This is a genomic window from Novosphingobium aromaticivorans DSM 12444 (assembly GCF_000013325.1).
Classification (GTDB): domain Bacteria; phylum Pseudomonadota; class Alphaproteobacteria; order Sphingomonadales; family Sphingomonadaceae; genus Novosphingobium; species Novosphingobium aromaticivorans.
Map to the genome: position 1 here is coordinate 1,984,186 of NC_007794.1, position 20,981 is coordinate 2,005,166.

Here is a 20,981-nt window from a genome sequence, read left to right on the forward strand (position 1 = left end):
TGCGATGCTGCAACCCGCCATGTCAACCGGAATGGGTGCCATTTGCCATCCGTTGGAGCGGTTCATGTTGCAGCAATGACACGCATCGCCGCGTCGATGCAATCGATTGCTAAAATCCATTGCAAACGATTGTATGGGGTTGTATCTGACCATTGACTGATTCCTGCGGACTACGCAGGAGCTTCTTGGTGGGAGGAATTATGAAGCTGTCATCCCTTTACGCATGTGCATCATTCGTCGCGCTTTCCGGCGCATTCCTTGCTGCGCCCGCAATGGCGCAGGAAGCTGCCCAGGCCGACGCCGCTGATGCCGTCCCCGAAAGCGTCGGCCTCGACGCGATCGTCGTCACCGCCTCGGGCCGCGACAAGACGCAGCTCAACACGTCGATTTCGGTCAGCTCGATCTCGGCCGAAACGATCTCGAACCTGAAGCCCAGCTCCGAAGCCGAAGTCTTCCGCAGCATTCCGGGCATCCAGGTGGCCGGCACATCGGGGCCCGGCGGTAACTCGAACATCGCGGTTCGCGGCCTTCCGGTCGCCACGGGTGGCTCGCCCTTCGTGCAGATCCAGGAAGATGGTCTGCCGACCGTCCTGTTCGGCGACATCCAGTTCGGCAACAACGACTACTGGACCCGCTTCGACGCTTCGGTCGCCAACATCGAGGGCGTTCGCGGTGGTTCGGCCACGACCTTCGCCTCGCAGGCACCGGGCGCGGTGATCAACTACATCAGCCACACCGGCAAGGATGAAGGCGGTTACGTCCAGGTCGGCAAGGGTCTTGGCTATGACGAGACCAAGGTCGATTTCCGCTATGGCGGGCCGATCAACGATACCACGTATTTCCACGTCGGCGGCTTCTTCAAGAACGGCCGTGGCCCGCTGCATGCTGACTATACGGTGTCGGATTCGATCCAGGTCAAGGGCAACCTGACCAAGGAGTTCGACGGTGGGCGCGGCTATTTCCGCCTGATGTTCAAGTATGCCGACACGCAGGAGCCGAACTACACCGGTTCGCCCGCTCTCGCCACGATCAACGGCAAGAAGGTCACGAACATCCGCCCGTTCCCCGGGTTCGACGGTCGCGACAGCTCGAACTACTCGATCTACAATCAGGATTTCCTCATCTACAACCGCGAGGGCAACCTCGAGCGCACGAAGATGGACGGCATCACCACCAACGCGAAGTCGTTTGGCGGCCAGTTCCACTATGAGTTCGACGGCGGCATCACCGTCGACAACAACATGCGCTACACAGACATGAGCGGCGGCTTCACCTCGCCGTTCCTGAACGTCGCGCGCACGTCGTCGGTGCTGGGTTCGACCGTCAACGGTGCGACCGTTGCCACGATCAAGTACGCCAGCGGCCCCAAGGCCGGCGAGGTGTTCACCGGCGAGTATCTCGACAACAACGTCAACGTCGACACCCGCATCCGCGACATAGGCAGCTTTGCCAATGACCTGACGGTCGCAGGCAAGTTCGATGTCGGCACCGGCAAGGTCACCGCGCGCGCCGGCGTGTTCTACATGAACCAGAAGATCGCGATGGACTGGCACGTCAACAAATCGTTGCGCGAACTGAACGGCGACAATCCATCGCAACTCGACCTGTTCGACAGCGCCGGCAACAAGCTGACCCAGGCCGGCACCGCGGGCTACAACAACAACTGGGGCAACTGCTGCGCCCGCGACTACGACCTGTCGTATGCAAACACCGCACCTTACATGTCGCTCGACTTCGACCATGACCTGTTCGACATCGATGGGTCCGTCCGTTTCGAGCGGGTGAAGGCCAGCGGCTATGCCATTGGCGGCGGCGATGAGTTCGACGTTGTCAGCGGCGGCGTGACCATCCCGACGATCACATCGGACGGCGTGCGCGAGGATCTCAACTACACCCGCAGCTACACCTCCTACACGGTCGGTGCGCTGTTCAAGGCCAGCTCGAACCTGTCGATCTTCGCCCGCACCTCGCGCGGTGGCCGCTTCAACGGCGACCGCCAGACCCTGGGCGGCAAGATCCGCAACGACGGTGCCCTTTGCACCTCGGCCGATGCCGCGGCAGGAAACGGAGGCTGCACGGCCGATGGCGTCACGCCTTCGGTTGACTTCGTCAAGCAGCACGAACTCGGCATCAAGAGCCGTGGCGGTCTGCTCGGCGGTCGCTTCACGCTGGAACTGACCCTGCTCAAGGGCAGCTTCAAGCAGTCCACCTACGAACTCTCGGCCACGAAGTGCCCGGGTGGAGCAGGCGGCTGCGTGATCGATGCCAAGTACAAGTCGACCGGCGCCGAAATCTTCGCGACCTATCGCAATGGCGGCTTCAGCCTCGTCGGCAACGCCACCTATTCGAAGGCCAAGAAGCAGGCCGCAGGCGCAAGCAGCTATACCCGCGCTGACGGTATCCCCGACCTGATCTACACTCTCTCGGCGAACTACGACGTGGGTGAGATCGCGACGTTTGGCCTTGCCGTGACCGGCCAGACCAGCGCCATCGACAGCGCGGGCTACGAGTATCCGGGCAAGGCGATCTTCAACCCGTCGCTGCGCGTCTATCCGATCCGGAACCTCGAGCTCGGCCTGCAGGTCTACAACGTGTTCGACACGTTCGACCTGCGCGGCAACGGCGGCATCGCGGATGCTTCGGTCAACCCGACCGTCATCAGCGGCGCTCCCGCGCTCGGCCGCACGGTTTCGGCTTCGGTGCGTTACAGCTTCTGATCCTGGGTGGGCGGCGGCTATAGTCGCCGCTCACCTCGACATCGGAAAAACCAATGACCGGGGGCGGAACGCGACTTGCGTTTCCGCCCCCGCGTTCCAGTATCGCCGGAAGAGCGATAGTCCCATAGCTGGGACGGGCAGGAGAGATATCGGATGGCGACGTCGGACCGGACGATCCGTTCTGTGGCAATTGTCGGCGGCGGCACGGCGGGCTGGATGACGGCGGCTGCACTGGCGCAGGCGCTTAGGCACAACTGCCGGATAACGCTGGTTGAATCGGACGACATCGGCACCGTGGGCGTCGGCGAGGCGACGATCCCTCCGATCCGCACCTTCAACGAAACCCTGCAGATCGACGAGCGCGAGTTCGTCCGCAAGACGCAAGGGACGTTCAAGCTCGGCATCGAGTTCGTCGACTGGGCCCGGGTCGGAAACCGCTATTTTCACCCCTTCGGCCCGCACGGGCGTGCCTTCGACATGGTGAACCTGCACCACTATTGGCTGCGCGCCAGGGCGGAGGGGGAGACGGCACCGCTGGACGAGCACTCGATGGCTTGGGCGCTGGCCAGGGAAAATCGCTTTGCGCCACCAATGCCCGACCAGCGCAACGTGTTGTCCACGTTCGATTTTGCCTATCACTTCGATGCCGGCCTCTATGCCCGTTTCCTGCGCGAATATGCCGAGGCGAGGGGTGTCGTCCGCATCGAGGGCAAAATCGGCAGCGTTCAGCAGAATGGCGAAACCGGCTTCGTCACTGGCGTCACGCTGGAAGACGGCCGCGCGGTCGAGGCCGAGCTTTTCGTCGATTGCTCGGGCTTCCGCGGCCTCCTGATCGAGGGGGCGCTGCAGGCGGGGTACGAGGATTGGACCCATTGGCTGCCATGCGACCGCGCGATGGCGGTGCCTTGCGAAAATGCCTATCCGCTGACGCCCTACACCCGTTCGACCGCCCGCGAGGCGGGGTGGCAGTGGCGCATTCCGCTGCAGCATCGCACCGGCAACGGCTACGTGTTCTGCAGCCAGTTCCTGTCGGAGGACGAAGCGGCGGAAAAGCTGCTGTCGCGCCTCGACGGCAAGGCGCTGGCCGATCCGCGTCCGCTGCGGTTCGTCACGGGGCGGCGCAAGAAGTTCTGGGACAGGAACGTGATCGCCATCGGCCTGTCGAGCGGCTTTATGGAGCCGCTGGAATCGACGTCTATTCACTTGATCCAGGCTGGAATTTCCAAGCTTCTCGCGCTTTTCCCCGATCGCGGCTTCGACCCTATCGTGATCGACGAGTACAACCGCATCGCGGTGAGCGAGTTCGAGCGCATCCGCGATTTCATCATCCTGCACTACAAGCTCACCGAGCGCGACGATGCGGAGTTGTGGCGCTATTGCGCGGCGATGGACATCCCGGACACGCTCAAGACGAAGATCGAGCATTTCCGAAGCTTTGGCAGGCTGGTTCAGCGCGATGCAGACCTGTTCGGGCCGCCATCGTGGCTCGCGGTGCACATCGGTCAGCTCAATTTTCCCGAACGGACCGATCCACTGGCGGACTATCGCGGCATCGACGGGCGCGAATGGCTGGCGAAGCTGCGGGCGGCGATGCACCACGCGGCGATGCAGCAACCCACGCACGAGCAGTTCATCGCGGCGAACTGCGCGGCGGCATGAGCACCGCCGATGCGCATCTGCGGCGGGCTGTCGCGCTGCGCGATTCCCAGGACCTCGCCGGGGCGCTCGATGCCATACGAGAGGCAGCGAGTGCCGCGCCAGGGGACGCCAATGTCGCTTTAGGTGTCGCTCAGGTCACATTCGAAGCCGGGCTCGATGCGGCCGATCTCTATGGGCGGGCGGCAGAACTTGCCCCGGACCGCCTCGACCTCCAGCGCAGCCGCGCCAGCGCGCTGGCGGCAGAGGGACGGCAGCCGGAGGCCGAGGAGCTGCTGGAAGCACTGCTGGCAAGGCATCCCGCATGGATCGACGGCCATCGCTGCCTGTGCGGCATGCGGGCGACTGCCGGCGAGGTCGATTTCGCGCGGAGCTTTCGGAGCGCCGTGGCGCGCGAGCCCGAGAATTTCGGACTGCGCATGGCATGGTTCCACGTCCTTGCCACTGCTCGGCTTTGGGACGAGGCAAGAGCGGTCGTCGACGAGGCCGAGGCCCTGCTGGGAGAGCGGCAGGCGTCGCTTCTGGGCAAGCTGTTCATTGCCAGCGAGAGCGGGGAAGAGGCTGCAAACCCAAGCCTTTTCGACCGGGTGGAGCACGTGCAGGACCTCGGGCTCGACATCGCCCGGGTGCGGCATTTCCTGCGCGGCGGCCAGATCGAGCGGGCGCGGGATCTGTGCGTGCGACACATGGGCCAGCCCACCATGCGCGCGTTCTGGCCCTACGCCTCGCTCGCCTGGCGCCTCCTCGACGATCCGCGCGCGCAGTGGCTCGACGCAGGCATGCGCCATGTGCGCGCGTTCGACCTGGACTTCCGCGCGGAGGAGCTCGCCGCGCTGGCGGAGACGCTGCGGCGGCTGCATACGATGCGACAGCCCTGGCACGAACAATCCGTGCGCGGGGGCACGCAGACCGAGAGGCCGTTGCTGCTGCGGATCGATCCGGTGATCGCCAGTGCCAGGGCGCGGATCGAGGCCGCGGTGCGGCGATACATCGATGAATTGCCCGATCACGATCCCGCCCATCCATTGCTGGCGGCACCCCGCAAAGGCCTCCTCTTTTCGGGGAGCTGGTCGGTCAGGCTGCGCCCCGGCGGCTTCCATTCGGTGCACACCCATCCGATGGGATGGCTCAGCTCGGCGCTTTACGTGACGGTGCCAGAGCGGGAACAGCGCGGCGCAGCGCCCGCCGGGCACCTGCGCTTCGGTACGCCGCCGCCCGAACTGGCCCTGCCGCTGGAGGCCTACGGTGAGGTAGTGCCTGTGCCGGGGCGCCTGGCCCTTTTCCCTTCGACCATGTGGCACGGCACCGTCCCCTTCGCGGATGGCGAACGGATGACCATAGCCTTCGACATCGTACCCAACCTGAAAGCCTGAAATGCGACCCCTGTACCATTACGCGCCCGCCGCCAACTGGCTGAGCGACCCCAACGGCCTCGTGTGGCAGGATGGGGAGTGGCACCTGTTCTACCAGTACAATCCCTTCGGCGAGGACTGGGGGCACATGTCCTGGGGCCACGCGGTCAGTCGCGATCTTGTGACTTGGCAGGAACTGCCGGTGGCTCTTGCCGAAGAAGACGGGACGATGATCTTCTCGGGATCTGCAGTCATCGATCACCAGGGCAGCGCGGGCTTCGGAAAGGGCGCGATGGTCGCGGTCTATACCGGCGCGCGAACCGACCGGGCGCATCAGTTCCAGAGCATTGCCGCCAGCACGGACCGGGGGCGCACTTTCACCAAGTTCACGGGCAACCCGGTGCTCGACCTGCAAATGGCGGACTTCCGCGATCCGAACGTGTTCTGGCACGGGCCGTCGGGCCGGTGGATCATGTCGGTCGTGCTTTCGGAGGAGAACCGCGCGCAATTGTACGCTTCGGTGGACTTGAGGCACTGGGATCTGCTGTCCGATATTGGGCGCGACGGTGCGCCCGGGCACTTGTGGGAATGCCCCTGGATGGTCGAGTTGCCGGTGGAGGGCACCGACGAGACACGTTGGCTGTTCAAGGTCGATGTCCTGTCCGGCGCGGCAGGCCAGGCATCGCCGTGGCGCGTGGGGCATTTCGACGGAAGGCGGTTCGTTCCGGAGACCGGTTGGGCGGTGGGTGACCACGGGCCTGACTTCTATGCGGCAATCGGTTGGAACGCCGCCCCGGATGCGGAAGGACGACCCGTCTGGATCGGATGGGCGGGCAATCACGCCTATCAGAAGTACCTCGAGCCGCAGGGCTGGCGCGGCGCGATGACGCTGCCGCGCCGTGTCTCGCTTCGCCGTGACGAAAGTGGCTACGCGCTGGTGCAGGAAGTGGAACCGGCCTGCCGCGCTCTGTTCGGCAAGGCCGAGGCCACGTCGCTGTGCGATGGGTGCATCCCGCTGCCGTCAGCGGCGCTGCTGAGCTTTCCGGCCGGCAAGGACTGGTCCTTCAGGATCGAGGACGATCATGGGCGCAGCATCGAGTGCGCGCTCTCGGGGGGGCGGCTGACCGTGCGCCGACACGACCCGGTGACGCCGCAGCTCGAACATCGCGCGGCGATGGAAGCAGGGAAGGGCCCTGTCGAACTGTGGCTCGATGCAGGCAGCCTTGAGGTCTTCGCGAACCGGGGCGGGGCAGTTCTGACGTTGCAGCATCGCCTCGCCGGCGAGGCCTGGGCCTTGCGCGGCGAGGGCGCGTGCAGCGTGGCCTATCCCGCCGCGATGGCCTGACGGCCCAGTTCGATGGCGCCGGTGATCCCGGCGTCGTCGCCTAGGCCCGGGGTCACGATGTAGCTTTCGAGCCCATCGTCCAGTCGCGGATGATGGACATAGCCGTTGAGCTTTGCCGCGGTCGCCTTGCGCACTGCCTCGACCAGGCCGGGAGCCTTCATGACCCCGCCGCCGAAGATCAGGCCGTCGGGCATGTGAAGTAGGACAAGCGTGCTGGCGAGGTGGGCAATATAGCCCGCGATTAGCGCGACCGCGCCGGGTTCATCGCCCAGCTTGTCGAGGCTGCGGCCCCAGCGCCGCTCGATGGCGGGACCACTGGCGAGGCCTTCGATGCAGTTGCCGTGGTAGGGGCAGGTCCCGGGGAAGGGATCGGCGGCGTGATTGTGCGGCGGCAGGATGTGGCCGCTCTCGTAATGCGAAAAACCCATCAGCGCCCTGCCATCACGCACGACGCCGGTGCCGACGCCAGTGCCGATCGTGGTATAGGCGAGCGTACGGCAGCCCTGGCCCGCGCCCGCCATCCATTCGCCGATGGCGGCTCCGTTGACGTCGGTTTCGACCTTGATCGGCACGCCGAACCCCGCGAGCGCATCGTGGAAACGCGCGCCCGACCAGCCCGGCTTGGGGGTGGTCGTGAATGTGCCGTAGCTTGCCGATTCCGGATCGATGTCTATCGGGCCGAAACTGGCGACGCCAAATCCGGCCAGCGGCCCGTGCTGGGCGCTCGCCTGGCGGAAGAAGTCCTGCATCGCAGGCCAGGTTTCGACCGGCGTGTTGGTGGGCAGGCGCGTGCGGGCGAGAATTTCGCCCTGTTGCGTGGTCAGGGCTAGGATGAACTTGGTCCCGCCCGCCTCGATCGCACCGATAAGTCCGTCCTTGCTCATGCCGCGCTATCCCTCCTGTGTTCGCGCACCAGCATCATCGCCCCTGCGGCAGCGGCCATCATCAGCGCGGCCACGAGCATCGTCCAGCGGGGTTCGCCCGGGAAAAAGCTGCGCATGATGCCGCCCATCAGCGTCGCCACGACAAGCTGGGGGATGACGATGAAGAAATTGAAGATTCCGATGTAGATGCCGAACTTGCGCGCTGGCAGCACGCGGGTCAGGATGACGTAGGGCATCGACAGGACAGATGCCCACGCGATCCCCATTCCGACCATCGGCAGCAGCAGCCACCACGGATCGCGGATCAGCAGCAGCCCGAGGAAGCCGCTGGCGCCGCACAGGAGGCCGACCGCATGCGTCCTGGCATTGCCGATGCGTCGCGCCAGCACGGGCAGCAGGAAGGCCGAGACAGCCGCGATCCCGTTGTAGAACGCGAACATCACGCCGACCCAGTCCGCGCCTTCGTTGTAGGCGGCGCTGGAAACGTCGGTCGCGCCGAAGGCCTGTTCGGTAACGACGGGCGTGGTGTAGATCCACACGATGAAGAAGCCGATCCAGGTGAAGAACTGGGCGAGCGCCAGCTGCTTCATCTGCGCGGGCATTTGCGCAAGGTCGCTGACGATGTGTGCAAGCGCGCCTCTGGCCGCCGTGGCGCGAACGCCGATCTGGATGGCGCCAAACACTGCGAGGCCCGTGCCGAGGACGTAGAGCTGACGATCCAGTCCAAGCGCGGCGACAATCGCAACGAGCACCGCGCCAACGGCAACCCAGGCTGGACCGGAGCGGGGGTAAACGAGAGGTTCGTGTTCCGGAGCGATGGGGGCGGTGGCATCCGCTTCGAAAGCGGCCATTTCGTCGGGGCTGTATTCCCGCACGCGCAGCACGGTCCATCCCACCGCGAGAACCATTGCGGCAGCGCCAAGGTAGAAGCTGTAGCGCACGGAGGGCGGAATGATGCCTTCCGGAGCGGTGTTGGCGATGCCGAGCCAGTTGAACAGGGCCGGGGCAAGGCTGCCGACGACCGCGCCCGCGCCGATGAACCAGGTCTGGAAGGCGAAGGCCTGCGCACGCTGGTCGTCGGGCGTCATGTCGCCAGCGAAGGCGCGGAAGGGTTCCATCGCCACGTTGAGGGAGGCATCGAGCATCCACAGGAACGCCGCAGCGAGGAGGAGCAAGCCGGTGTTGGGCAGGCCGACTAGCGCAAGCCCCGCAAGCACGGCACCGGCCAGGAAATAGGGGCGGCGGCGCCCGAGGCGTCCCCAGGTGCGGTCGGAGTAGTAGCCGATCAGCGGCTGCACGATCAGGCCGGTAACGGGCCCGGCGATCCACAGGAACGCAAGATCGTCGACCGCGCTGCCGAGCGACTGGAAGATGCGGCTGACGTTGGCGTTTTGCAGCGCGAAGGCGAGCTGGATGCCGAAGTAGCCGAAGCTGATGTTCCACAGGCCCCGGAAATCCTGGCGTGGCTTCTGCCGGGGCATTGCGTTCAGTGATGCTCCCACGGCGCTCTCCCGATGTGGTGGCTTGAGGCGATCCGTGACGGTCCTTTTGATGCGGTCCGTTCAGCGGTCTTGCCGAGGCTGGTCGCAGAATCCGGCCGCGCCCGCAATCGATGCGCATACGAATACCAAAGCCGAAAGGCCCGCAGTGGTCCCGATTCAGCCGCCGCTGCTGGCCCTGACGACAAGTCGTGCGGGGAGGATGCGCGGGCTGGGTGGGCGGCCTTCGACCTGCCCGAGCACGCAATCGACCAGAGCCTCACCGGCAAGCCGCGTATCCTGCATGATGGTGGTCAATGGCGGCGTGGTCAGGCTGGCGGCCGGGATGTCGTCGAAACCGACGACCGCGACATCGGCGGGCACGGAACGACCGGCTTCGGCAAGCGCGCGCATCGCGCCGATGGCGATCAGGTCGCTCGCGGCGAAGATGGCATCGAAGGTTTTGCCGCGCGACAGCAGCTCCCGCGCGGCGTTGTAGCCGATTTCCTCGGACGAGGTCGCATCGACGACAAGGTCCGGATCGGGCTCCAGCCCGGCTGTGCGGATGGCCTTGGACAGGCCTGCGTAGCGCTGCTCGAACTCTGGATAGTGCGAATCCGCCTGGCCGAGGAAGGCAATGCGCTTGCGGCCCCGGGCAAGGAGGTGCTCGCCCGCCAGGCGTCCGGCGCCGAAGTTGTCGGACCCGATTGTCGCCCCGATGGTGCCTTCGTCTACCGAGCCCCAGCGCACGAAATGCGTGCCCGAGCGGATGAGCTGGCGCAGGCGGGATCCGTAGAGAGTGTAGTCACCGTAGCCGAGCAGGATCAGCCCGTCGGCGCGATGACTGTCCTGGTAGCGCTTGTGCCAGTCGTCATCGAGCTTCTGGAACGAGATCAGCAGGTCGAGGCCGCGATTGGCGCAGTGCCGGGTGATCGAGCCGAGCATGGCGAGGAAGAACGGGTTGATGTTCGATTCGTCCGGCGTCGGGTCCTCGAAGAACAGCAGGGCGAGGGTGTTCGATCGCTGCGAGCGCAATGACGAAGCGTTCTTGTCGACCGTATAGTTGAGCTGGCGCGCGATCGCCTCGATCTTCTGGCGCGTGGCGAGGCTGACCGACTTGCTGCCCCTGAGCGCACGGCTGACGGTAGGTTGGGACACGCCGGCGAGGTAGGCAATGTCGAAACTCGTCGGCTTGTTGGATGGCTTACGCCCCATTTCCCCTGTTCTCCCGCCGCCCGGTGTGTCCCCGCAGTCGGCAGCTGCAGGTTGTATGCCTGAACCACGCGTCATGCAATCGGCCCGTCAGAACGCGCGGGAAAGGCCGAAAATCGCGCGGTTTTATCCGTTGCGCACCGTGCTGTCGGCGGTGTGGCATACGGGTATCGCCTGCAACCGGTTATGCATAGTATACGTATGCCATATTCGGGAATTTTTGCCACTCCCCTAATGCTTTGGCGAGCGGAAGGCCGGGTCGACGGACCTCCGCACAGAACATGGTCAGGTTCAGGGCCGGCAGCGAGTGCCGGCTTGGGGGAGTGAGTTTCAACATGGCAATTCGCACACTATCCACCGTTTCGGGCGCTTCGCTCGCAGCAATGACCGTCGCGCTCGCGGCGAGCCCGGTCATGGCGCAGGAAGCCGCCGGTGACGCCCAGGCGCAAGCGACAGAGGCCGCGCCGACCGAAGGCCAGGAGCAGGCCATCGTCGTCACGGGCTTCCGCGCCGCGTTGGCCACTGCGGTCAACGTGAAGAAGACCGCACCTGTGATCGTGGAGTCGGTTTCGGCGGAAGACATCGGCCGCCTGCCCGATGCCTCGATCGGTGAATCGATCGCCCGCCTGCCGGGTCTGACGACGCAGCGCCTGTTCGGCCGCGCCAACTCCATCGCGATCCGCGGTTCGAGCGCGGACCTTTCCTCGACCACGCTTAACGGCCGTCCGCAGACATCGACCGGCGAGCAGCGCAATGTCGAGTTCGACCAGTTCCCGTCGGAAATCGTCAGCCGCGTCGACGTCTACAAGGCGCCCCAGGCCAATCTCGTCCATCAGGGCCTGGTGGGCACGGTCGACATCAAGACGATCCGTCCGCTGGAAATGGGCAAGAGCCTGCTGTCGGTCGGCGCGCGCGGGACTTATGCCGATCTCGGCAAGGTCAATGCCGACAGCCATGACAAGGGCTATCGCCTGACCGGTACCTATGTCGGCCAGTTCATGGAGGACCGCCTCGGCGTCGCGCTGTCGGCTGCCTATACCGACGAGCCGTACCAGGCACAGGAATTCGAGGCCTGGGGCTATGCCGACGGTCCCGACAGCACCAAGGTCATCGGCGGAATGAAGCCGTTCGGCGTTTCCACCCAGCTAAAGCGGCTTGGCATCCAGGGCACCGTCCAGTTCAAGCCGGTCGACGAACTGACGCTGACGGTCGATGCCTTCTACGGCAACTTCAAGGACAAGCAGATCAAGCGCGGCGTGGAGTTCCCGCTGGCGTGGAGCGGTGCGCAGCTTTCCCCGACGGGCATAGAGACCACCGGCAACCTGATCACCGGGGGCACGTTCACCGGCGTCGAGGCGGTGGTCAACAACCACGGCTACGAGCGCAATTCAGACATCTTCTCGGGCGGCTTCAACGCGGCCTGGCAAGGTGACGATGGCTGGTCGGCCTCGTTCGACTTCGGCTACTCCAAGACCGACCGCAACGAACTGACGCTCGAAACCAATGCCGGCACTGGCCCGGGCGGCGGCGTGGGCGCAACCGACACCCTGACTTTCGTGAGCGACGGCAAGGGCACGCACTTCACCGACCACACGCTCGATTACGGCGATTTCAACTCGATTGTGCTGACCGACCCGCTGGGCTGGGGCGGCGGCGCACCGGCCGGCCACCAGGAAGGCTACTACAACAACCGCATCATCGACGACGAGATCAAGAGCTTCCAGGTCGAGGTCGGCAAGGAGCTTGAGGACAGCTTCCTGTCGAAGCTCTCGGTGGGCACGGCCTACGTCGACCGCACCAAGGCCAAGACCCCGGAAGAATACTTCCTCAATCTCGCCGATGGTGCCCGCTCGCTCGTCGTGCCGGATCAGTACCGCACCGGGACCACCGACCTGTCGTTCATCGGCGCCGGCCCGATCGTCAGCTACGATCCGTTCAAGATGCTGGACGACGGCGTCTACGTGAAGACGCTGAACCCAAGCAAGGACGTGCCGGCCAAGGCCTACGCGGTTACCGAGCGGGTCATGTCGATCTACCTCAAGGGCGACCTCAAGGCGGCGTTCGGCGATATCGAGATGGACGGCAACATCGGCGTTCTCGCGCAGAATACCGAGCAGAAGTCGCGCGGGTACGTGAACCTTGCCGCAGCCAGCCTGGTGCCCGTGACGCGCGGTGCGCGCTACTGGGATGTCCTGCCGAGCCTGAACCTGAACTTCCGCATCCCCGGCGACTGGGTGGTGCGCGTGGCTGCGGCGCGCGAGATCCAGCGTCCGCGCTTCGAGGACATGAAGGTCAGCCTGGACTACAGCTACAACACCGCCAGCGGCATCATTTCGGGCAACGGCGGCAATCCGGAGTTGCGCCCGTACCGCGCATGGGCCGCCGACCTGAACATCGAGAAGTACTTCGGCCGCAAGGGCTACATCGGCGTCCAGATGTTCTACAAGAAGCTTGACAACTACATCTACACCGATGTCGTGCCGTACGACTACTCGGGCCTGCCGGTGACCGCACCGGTGCCGATCACTAACTACGTCGGCACGCTCAAGACCGCGGTCAACGGTTCGGGCGGGAAGCTCTATGGCATCGAACTTGCGGGCACGCTGCCGTTTGAGGTCATCACCCCGGCACTGGAAGGCTTCGGCTTCACCGGCGGCGTTGGCTACACCAAGACGTCGATCAAGCCGGGCGTGGACGCGAAGGCGCAGGACCTTCCGGACTATTCGCGCTGGGTGGCCTCGGGTACGCTGTTCTTCGAGAAGGCCGGCTTCAATGCGCGCGTCTCGGCCCGTCATCGTTCCTCGTTCCAGGGCATCTTCGTGGGCTTCGGTGGCGAGCGTGAACTGCGACGCGCGCTGAAGGAGACGATCGTCGACGCCCAGATCGGCTATGACTTCCAGGAAAGCAGCAAGCTTCACGGCCTGTCGCTGTTCCTGCAGGGCCAGAACCTGACGGACGAGCCGTTCGTCTCGGTCGATACGGGCACGACGCTGCAAATCCGCAACTACCAGACCTATGGCCGCCGCTTCATGGCGGGCTTCAATTACCGCTTCTGACCGGTTCCCTCGGGGGAGGGGCGGGCTGCGTCCGTTCCTCCCCTTTCCGGCCAGAGCATGTCACCAGGTGTCCGCAGAAGGCACCGTTATGCAAGCCACCTGCGGGAGAGTTGCCATGCCGCCTTCGAACAAGCGCAGGATAGTCATCGCCGGTGGCGGGACGGCCGGATGGATGACGGCCGCCGCGCTTGCCCGCTTTGCCATGCCGCACTGGCAGGTCACGCTCGTCGAATCCGAAGAGATCGGGACGATCGGCGTCGGCGAAGCGACCATTCCGATGGTGCGGCTATTCAACCGCTCGCTGGGGATCGACGAACGCCAGTTCCTGCGCGAGACCCACGGTACGTGGAAGCTGGGCATCGCCTTCGAGGGCTGGGGCGGCTTCGACGAGCGTTACATCCATGGCTTCGGACTGACAGGCCGGAGCCTTGGCGTCCTGCCCTTTCACCATTACTGGTTGCGGGGTCGCGCCATGGGAGCCGCAGGACCGCTGGGCGATTACGTGCTTAATGCCGTCGCCTGCGAGGAAGGCCGTTTCGCCCACATCGACCGTCCAGAGGGCAGCGCATTGCCGCCGATGCCCTATGCCTATCATTTCGACGCGTCGCTCTATGCCGCGTTCCTGCGGCGCTATGCCGAAGAGCGTGGCGTGCTGCGGATCGAAGGTCGTATCCAGTCGGCCGCGCGCGATTGTTCCACCGGTGACATTGCCTCGCTGAAGCTTGCCGATGGCCACGAGGTGGAGGGCGATCTGTTCATCGATTGCTCGGGCTTTCGCAGCCTTCTCCTCGGACAGGAAATGGGCGTCGAGTACGTCGACTGGAGCCACTGGCTGCGCTGCGACCGCGCGGTTGCCGTTCCGTGCGAGCGCGCCGGGCCGCTGGTTCACTATACGCGGTCCATTGCCCAGCCCGCAGGCTGGTGCTGGCGCATCCCGCTGCAGCACCGGACCGGCAACGGCCACGTGTTCTGTTCCGACGCGATGGGCGAGGACGAGGCGACCGCGCGCCTTCTGGGAAGGCTCGACGGGCGCCAACTGGCCGAGCCGCGCACGATCCGGTTCAAGGCAGGGCGGCGCGAGACGTTCTGGAAGAACAACGTGGTTGCGGTCGGCCTGTCCTCCGGCTTCATCGAACCTCTGGAATCGACTTCCATTCACCTGATCCAGACGGCAATCAGCCGGATCATCGATTTTTTGCCGAACGGGCCGGTACAGGCAGCGGACCGCGATGCGTACAACCGGCTTTCGGTCTTCGAGATCGAACGCATCCGCGACTTCGTGATCCTTCACTACGTCGCAAATGGCCGTCACGGAGAGCCGTTCTGGGATAGCCTCAGAGCGATGGAAATTCCCGAAACGCTGGCTAAGCGCATCGCCATGTTCCGCGCATCGGGCCGCATCGTGCGGGAACACGAAGAGCTTTTCGACGTGCCCGGTTGGGTGCAGGTAATGGTGGGGCAGGGGATCATGCCGGAGCGGTGGCACCCTCTTGCCGACCAATTGGACCGGACCAACCTTTCCGCGTTCCTCGAAACCGTCAGCGAAGCCTACAGAAAGGACGTTGCGCGAATGCCCCTTCACGCCGACTACCTCGAACATGTCTGCGGAAAGGTGGCTGCCCATGCGTAGGATATCCCTGATTTCCGCGCTCGCTCTGGTCCTGTCCTTGGGGCAGCCGGCGTTGGCCGACGTGCCACTGGCCGAAGTGCGTGCGCGTCCCGCTGCAGGCGAAGTGGTCTATTTCCTGCTGCCCGACCGGTTCGATAACGGCGACAGGAAGAACGACCTTGGCGGGCTCAAGGGCGATCGGCTGAAGACCGGGTTCGACCCGTCGGCAAAGGGGTTTTATCACGGCGGGGACATCAAGGGCCTGCTCTCGCGGCTCGACTACCTCCAGGACATGGGCGTGACGGCGCTGTGGGTGGCGCCGGTGTTCCGCAACAAGCCGGTACAGGGCGCGCCCGGGCAGGAGAGCGCGGGGTATCACGGATACTGGGTAACCGATTTCACCCGGATCGATCCGCACTTCGGCAGCAATGCCGATTTCAAGGCGCTGGTCGACGCTGCCCATGCTCGCGGCATCAAGGTCTACATGGACATCATCGCCAATCACACGGCGGACGTGATCCACTATGCCGATGGCGATTACTCATACCGCAACCGGGCCGACTGGCCCTATTCGCGCAAGGGTGGATTGTCCGGCAAGGCGATCAACCAGGGGTTTGCGGGCGACGAGGACTCGAGCGCGGCGAACTTTGCGAAGCTGACCGATCCCGGCGCGGCATATCAGCCGTTGATCGACCCGGCCGAGCGAAACGTGAAGGTCCCGGCCTGGCTGAACGATCCGATCTACTACCATAATCGCGGCAACACGACGTTCACCGGCGAGGACAGCCGGTTCGGGGACTTTGCCGGACTGGACGACCTGTTCACCGAACATCCCCGCGTTCGTGCCGGGATGGTTGAGATCTATGCCGACTGGATCCGCAGGTTCGGCATCGACGGCTACCGCGTCGATACGGCCAAGCATGTCGATCCGGGCTTCTGGCAAGTGTTCACTCCGGAAATTCGCAAGGTCGCGGCAGAGGCCGGCATACCGAATTTCGCGGTGTTCGCTGAAATCGCCAACGGCGGCTCGGACCCCGGCACGATCGCGCGACACACCCGCCGCGACGGCTTTCCGCAAGTGCTCGACTTCGCGTTCCAGGAAGCGGTGCGGGACCTTGTCGGCAAGGGTAAGGCGACGCGCGTGCTGGCAGAGACCTTTGACGGCGACGTACTCTATGAAGGTGGCGAGGCGGCGGCGCTCGCCATGCCAACTTTCCTCGGCAACCACGACATGGGCCGTTTCTCGACCGCAGTCCGGCAGGACCGCCCGGGCATTTCCGACAAGGAACTGCTCGACCGCGTCGCGCTGGCGCACGTCATGCTGATGACCCTTCGCGGTTCGCCGGTGATCTACTACGGCGACGAGCAGGGCTTTGTCGGCGACGGCGGCGACCAGGACGCGCGCGAGGACATGTTCCCGAGCCGCACGGCCAGCTACAACGACAATCGCCTGATCGGGACGGCCAGCACGACGGCTGCCGACAATTTCGACGAGGGGCATCCCCTCTATCGGCTGATCCGCGATCTTGCCGTACTGCGGAAGGCGCATCCCGCGCTGGCCCGGGGGCGGCAGGTTACGCGAACGTATTCGGAAGGGCCCGGACTGTTTTCCGTCTCCCGCTTCGATCCGGAGACGGGTACGGAATACCTGATAGCGTTCAACACATCGGACAAGCCACTTCGTGCAACCAGCGTGATTGGCGCGTCGGCAAGCGGTCTCGAAGGGCTCTACGGCCAATGTCCGTTATCGGTGGCGGCGCCGGGTTCGGTGCTGCTCGATCTCCCCGCATTTGGCAGCGTCGTCTGTCGTGTCATCCTCTCCCCGGAATCCAGCGTTCGATGAAGCAGACCGAAACAGCCATTGCCGACCCCAAAATGCACACGGAGACGCCGTGGTGGCGCGGTGCGGCGATCTATCAGATCTATCCACGCAGCTTTTGCGATTCCAACGGCGACGGCATCGGGGACCTGAATGGCATCGCCTCGCGACTGGATCACGTCGCGCGCCTTGGCGTAGACGCGATCTGGATCTCGCCGTTCTTCACCTCGCCGATGAAGGACTTCGGCTACGACGTCGCCGACTACTGCGACGTCGATCCGATCTTCGGGACGCTGGCGGATTTCGATGCCCTGGTAAAACGCGCGCACGAGCTGGGCCTCAAGGTCACGATCGACCAGGTCTATGCGCATACCTCGGACATTCATCCGTGGTTTGCCGAAAGCCGGCAGGACCGTACCAACGCCAGGGCGGACTGGTATGTCTGGGCCGATCCTAAGCCCGATGGGTCGCCCCCGTCGAACTGGCAGTCGGTATTCGGCGGTCCGGCATGGACGTGGGATGCGCGGCGCTGCCAGTATTACCTGCACAACTTCCTATCCAGCCAGCCCCAGGTAAACGCCCACAATCCCGAAGTGCAGGAAGCGCTGCTCGGGGCGATGAAGTTCTGGCTGGACCGGGGTGTTGACGGCTTCCGCCTCGATGCCCTGAACTTCCTGATGCATGACCCGACCTTGCGGGACAATCCGCCGGCGCCGGACGATGGCCGACGCAAGACGCGGCCATTCGACTTCCAGCTCAAGATCTACAACCAGTCGCACCCCGACATCCTGAAGTTCATCCAGCGGGTGCGGAACCTGTGCGACGACTATGGCGCGGTGTTCACAGTCGCGGAAGTCGGCGGAGACCTTGCCGAGACGGAGATGAAGGCGTTCACTGCGGGGGACAGGCATCTCAACAGCGCCTACGGCTTCGACTTCCTCTACGCGGACAGGCTGACGCCGCATTTCGTGGAAAAGGCCGTGGCCAAATGGCCCGATGCACCCGGCATGGGCTGGCCGAGCTGGGCCTTCGAGAACCACGATGCGCCGCGCGCGCTTTCGCGCTGGTGCGCGCCGGACCAGCGCGAGCCGTTCGCCCGGCTGAAGGCCATGCTCTTCGCTTCGTTGCGGGGGAACATCATCGTCTACCAGGGCGAGGAACTGGGACTGACGCAGGTCGACATTCCGTTCGAGCAGTTGCAGGACCCCGAGGCCATCGCCAATTGGCCGCTGACGCTTTCACGCGACGGTGCACGCACGCCGATGCCCTGGTTAGTACAATCGGGCGAGGGCGGGTTCACGTCGGGCGCGCCCTGGTTGCCGCTGGGCGAGGAAAACCTGTCGCGGGCCGTCGACCGGCAGGAAGGCGATCCGGCATCGCTCTTGAACCTGACCACGCGCCTGCTTCGCCTGCGCCGCGAGACGCCCGCGTTACGGATCGGTTCCTTCGAGGTGATCCATGCAGACGAATGCCTTCTTGCCATTCGGCGCGTTTTGGGTGAGCAATCGATTGCAGGGCTGTTCAACCTGTCCTCCGTCCCGGTGGTCTGGCCCCACGGGCTGGTGCGGGAGGGCAAGGAAATGGCGTCGGTCAACGGCGCGACAGTGGGGCAGTTGCCGCCGTTCGGCGCGCTCCTGATCGAAGAGAGGATCTGATGCGTAACCTTCTGAACGTTGCAGCGCCGCTGGCGCTGACCCTTTCGTGCGCCCTGGCGACGCCTGCCACGGCGGAGACGGTGACGGCAACATCGCCGGACGGCAGCCTGGTGCTGTCGGTGACCACCGACAACGACGGCCACCCGCTCTACAGCCTGACCCGCAAGGGCAAGCTCCTGCTAGGATCGTCGATGCTGGGTTTCATCACCAGCGATGGCCCAACTATGCAACGCGGGCAGACCATCATCGGCAGCGAGAAGGGATCGGGCAAGGAGACCTGGGAACAGCCCTGGGGTGAGCGGCGCTATGTCACCGACAATCATAACGAGCTTCTGGTGAAGTTCGAACAGGTGCCGGACTGGGGCGGGCGCCGCATGAACGTGCGCTTCCGCCTGTTCGACGATGGCTTCGGTTTCCGCTACGAGATCCCCGAACAGCCCGCGATGAAGGTGATGAAGATCGCGGACGAGCTTACCGAGTTCAACGTGGCGCAGAACGGCACGGCTTGGTGGATTCCGGGCGGTGAATGGAACCGCTATGAGCAGGTCTACCAGAAGACGGCGATCGACGGCGTCTCGACCGCGCACACTCCGATCACGATGAAGCTGGCGGACGGGACGCACCTGTCGTTCCACGAGGCGGCGCTGGTGGACTATTCGGCGATGTGGCTGAAGCGGCAGACGGGCACCTCGTTCCGCGCCACGCTTTCACCTTCGCCGAACGGGCCCAAGGTGACGCGCGCGGTTCCGTTCAACACCCCATGGCGCACCGTGCGGATTGCCGACAATGCGAAGGGCATCGTCGAGAACGACCTCGAACTGAACCTCAACGAGCCGAACAGGATCGGTGACGTTTCGTACTTCAAGCCGATGAAGTACATCGGCATCTGGTGGGGCATGATCCGGGGCGACTGGTCCTGGGCGGAAGGCCCGAAGCACGGCGCGACGACCGCGCGGACCAAGCAGTACATCGACTTCGCAGCCAGGCACGGTTTTGGCGGGGTATTGGTGGAAGGCTGGGACAAGGGCTGGAACGGGACCTGGTTCGGCAGCGGCAAGGAGTTCTCCTATACCGAGGCGACGCCCGACTTCGATCTTGAGGCAGTGACGAAATATGGCGCGAAGAAGGGCGTCATGCTGATCGGCCATCACGAGACGGGCGGCAACATCGCGAACTACGAGGCGCAGCTCGAGGACGCAATGAAGCTCTACGACAAGCTGGGCGTGCGCGCGGTGAAGACCGGGTACGTCGCCGATGCGGGTGGCATCCTTGCACCAGGCGATGCGCCGGGCACCTACCGGATGGAGTACCACGACGGGCAGCGGCAGGTGCAGCATCACCTCAAGGTGGTCGAGATCGCCGCGAAGTATCGCATCGCGATCAACGCGCACGAGCCGGTGAAGGACACCGGCCTTCGCCGCACATATCCCAACTGGATCGACCGCGAAGGCGCGCGCGGCATGGAATACAACGCGTGGGGGCAGTTCGCCAACGGACCGGACCACGAGCCGACGCTGGTCTATACGCGGATGCTGTCGGGGCCGATGGACTACACCCCGGGCATCCTCAGCCTGGAAGGCGCCAACAAGGTGCCGCTGGCATCGACGCTCGCCAAGCAGCTCGGGCTGTACCTTGCGATCTATTCGCCGATCCAGATGGCAGCGGATTTCATCGAGAGCCTCGAATCGCACCCGAAGGAACTGGCGTTCATCAAACAGGTCCCGGCAGATTGGTCCGAAAGCCACCTGATCGCGGGCGAAGTTGGCGACTATGCGATCTTCGCGCGCAAGGACCGCAACAGCGAGGACTGGTACGTCGGCGGCGTCAATGATGCGACGGCGCGCGACGTTTCGCTTTCCCTCGACTTCCTCGATCCCGGCAAGACCTACACCGCGACGGTGTGGAAGGACGGCGAAGGCGCCACCTACGAAACCGAGGCACGCCACCGGATCGCCTATGCCACGCTCAAGGTGAAGAAGGGCGACGTGCTGCCCGCCTGGCTGGCGCCGGGAGGCGGACTTGCGGTGCGCCTCCACCCGGGGAAGTAGTGGGCGGCCGCTGCGACATTGCAGTTGGTGAAGGCGCAATGCACAGTCTTCGCCAACTGCTTCCGTGCGCATAGCTATCCTGCATACATATGCGTGCTGAATCGCAGCGCCTTAGGGTCTAGGGCCTTCGTGCGAGGCACGGTTGCCGAG

At 64.6% G+C, this 20,981-nt stretch carries 12 protein-coding genes; 9 read left to right on the top strand and 3 right to left on the bottom strand.

Annotation, left to right across the window (positions count from 1 at the left end; all coding sequences use genetic code 11):
* The first annotated feature begins 272 nt into the window (after positions 1–272).
* From SARO_RS09420 to SARO_RS09435, 4 genes are all read left to right on the top strand, one after another.
* Positions 273–2,717: a TonB-dependent receptor gene (locus SARO_RS09420; RefSeq protein ID WP_234007342.1), complete on the top strand. Its 2,445-nt coding sequence runs from the start codon at positions 273–275 to the stop codon at positions 2,715–2,717.
* A gap of 153 nt (positions 2,718–2,870) precedes the next feature.
* Positions 2,871–4,376, top strand: a complete 1,506-nt coding sequence (locus tag SARO_RS09425; RefSeq protein ID WP_011445532.1) for a tryptophan halogenase family protein — start codon at positions 2,871–2,873, stop codon at positions 4,374–4,376.
* Entirely contained in the window at positions 4,373–5,746 is a 1,374-nt protein-coding gene (locus tag SARO_RS09430) for a putative 2OG-Fe(II) oxygenase (RefSeq protein ID WP_011445533.1), read from the top strand. The genes SARO_RS09425 and SARO_RS09430 overlap by 4 nt, the downstream gene beginning before the upstream one ends.
* Position 5,747: 1 nt before the next feature.
* Positions 5,748–7,070 (top strand): glycoside hydrolase family 32 protein, encoded by a 1,323-nt coding sequence (locus tag SARO_RS09435; protein WP_011445534.1) that lies wholly within the window; start codon positions 5,748–5,750, stop codon positions 7,068–7,070.
* Here the strand turns inward: SARO_RS09435 and SARO_RS09440 are convergent.
* The 3 genes from SARO_RS09440 to SARO_RS09450 all read right to left on the bottom strand — a co-directional run bounded on the left by SARO_RS09440 (position 7,049) and on the right by SARO_RS09450 (position 10,647).
* Positions 7,049–7,954 carry an ROK family protein gene (locus SARO_RS09440; RefSeq protein ID WP_011445535.1) on the bottom strand — a complete coding sequence of 302 codons (906 nt, stop codon included), beginning with the start codon at positions 7,952–7,954 and terminating at the stop codon, positions 7,049–7,051. The genes SARO_RS09435 and SARO_RS09440 overlap by 22 nt on opposite strands.
* On the bottom strand, positions 7,951–9,435 hold the full coding sequence (locus tag SARO_RS09445) for an MFS transporter (RefSeq protein ID WP_041550269.1): 1,485 nt from the start codon (positions 9,433–9,435) through the stop codon (positions 7,951–7,953). Before SARO_RS09445 ends, SARO_RS09440 begins: the two co-directional genes overlap by 4 nt.
* 177 nt (positions 9,436–9,612) lie before the next feature.
* The gene (locus SARO_RS09450; protein WP_011445537.1) at positions 9,613–10,647 is read right to left on the bottom strand and encodes a LacI family DNA-binding transcriptional regulator; all 1,035 of its coding nucleotides are present in this window, start codon (positions 10,645–10,647) and stop codon (positions 9,613–9,615) included.
* 332 nt (positions 10,648–10,979) lie between these two features.
* Here SARO_RS09450 and SARO_RS09455 point away from each other — a divergent pair, with 332 nt between their 5' ends.
* The 5 genes from SARO_RS09455 (at position 10,980) to SARO_RS09475 (ending at position 20,831) form a co-directional block, all read left to right on the top strand.
* Entirely contained in the window at positions 10,980–13,700 is a 2,721-nt protein-coding gene (locus SARO_RS09455; protein ID WP_011445538.1) for a TonB-dependent receptor, read from the top strand.
* Positions 13,701–13,815: 115 nt separating this feature from the next.
* Positions 13,816–15,330 carry a tryptophan halogenase family protein gene (locus SARO_RS09460; RefSeq protein ID WP_011445539.1) on the top strand — a complete coding sequence of 505 codons (1,515 nt, stop codon included), beginning with the start codon at positions 13,816–13,818 and terminating at the stop codon, positions 15,328–15,330.
* A complete protein-coding gene (locus SARO_RS09465; protein WP_011445540.1) occupies positions 15,323–17,152 on the top strand; it encodes an alpha-amylase family glycosyl hydrolase in 1,830 nt (609 codons plus the stop codon). Before SARO_RS09460 ends, SARO_RS09465 begins: the two co-directional genes overlap by 8 nt.
* Positions 17,149–18,783, top strand: a complete 1,635-nt coding sequence (locus SARO_RS09470) for an alpha-amylase family glycosyl hydrolase (protein WP_011445541.1) — start codon at positions 17,149–17,151, stop codon at positions 18,781–18,783. Before SARO_RS09465 ends, SARO_RS09470 begins: the two co-directional genes overlap by 4 nt.
* Positions 18,783–20,831 carry a glycoside hydrolase family 97 protein gene (locus SARO_RS09475; protein ID WP_011445542.1) on the top strand — a complete coding sequence of 683 codons (2,049 nt, stop codon included), beginning with the start codon at positions 18,783–18,785 and terminating at the stop codon, positions 20,829–20,831. The genes SARO_RS09470 and SARO_RS09475 overlap by 1 nt, the downstream gene beginning before the upstream one ends.
* Positions 20,832–20,981 lie beyond the last annotated feature (150 nt).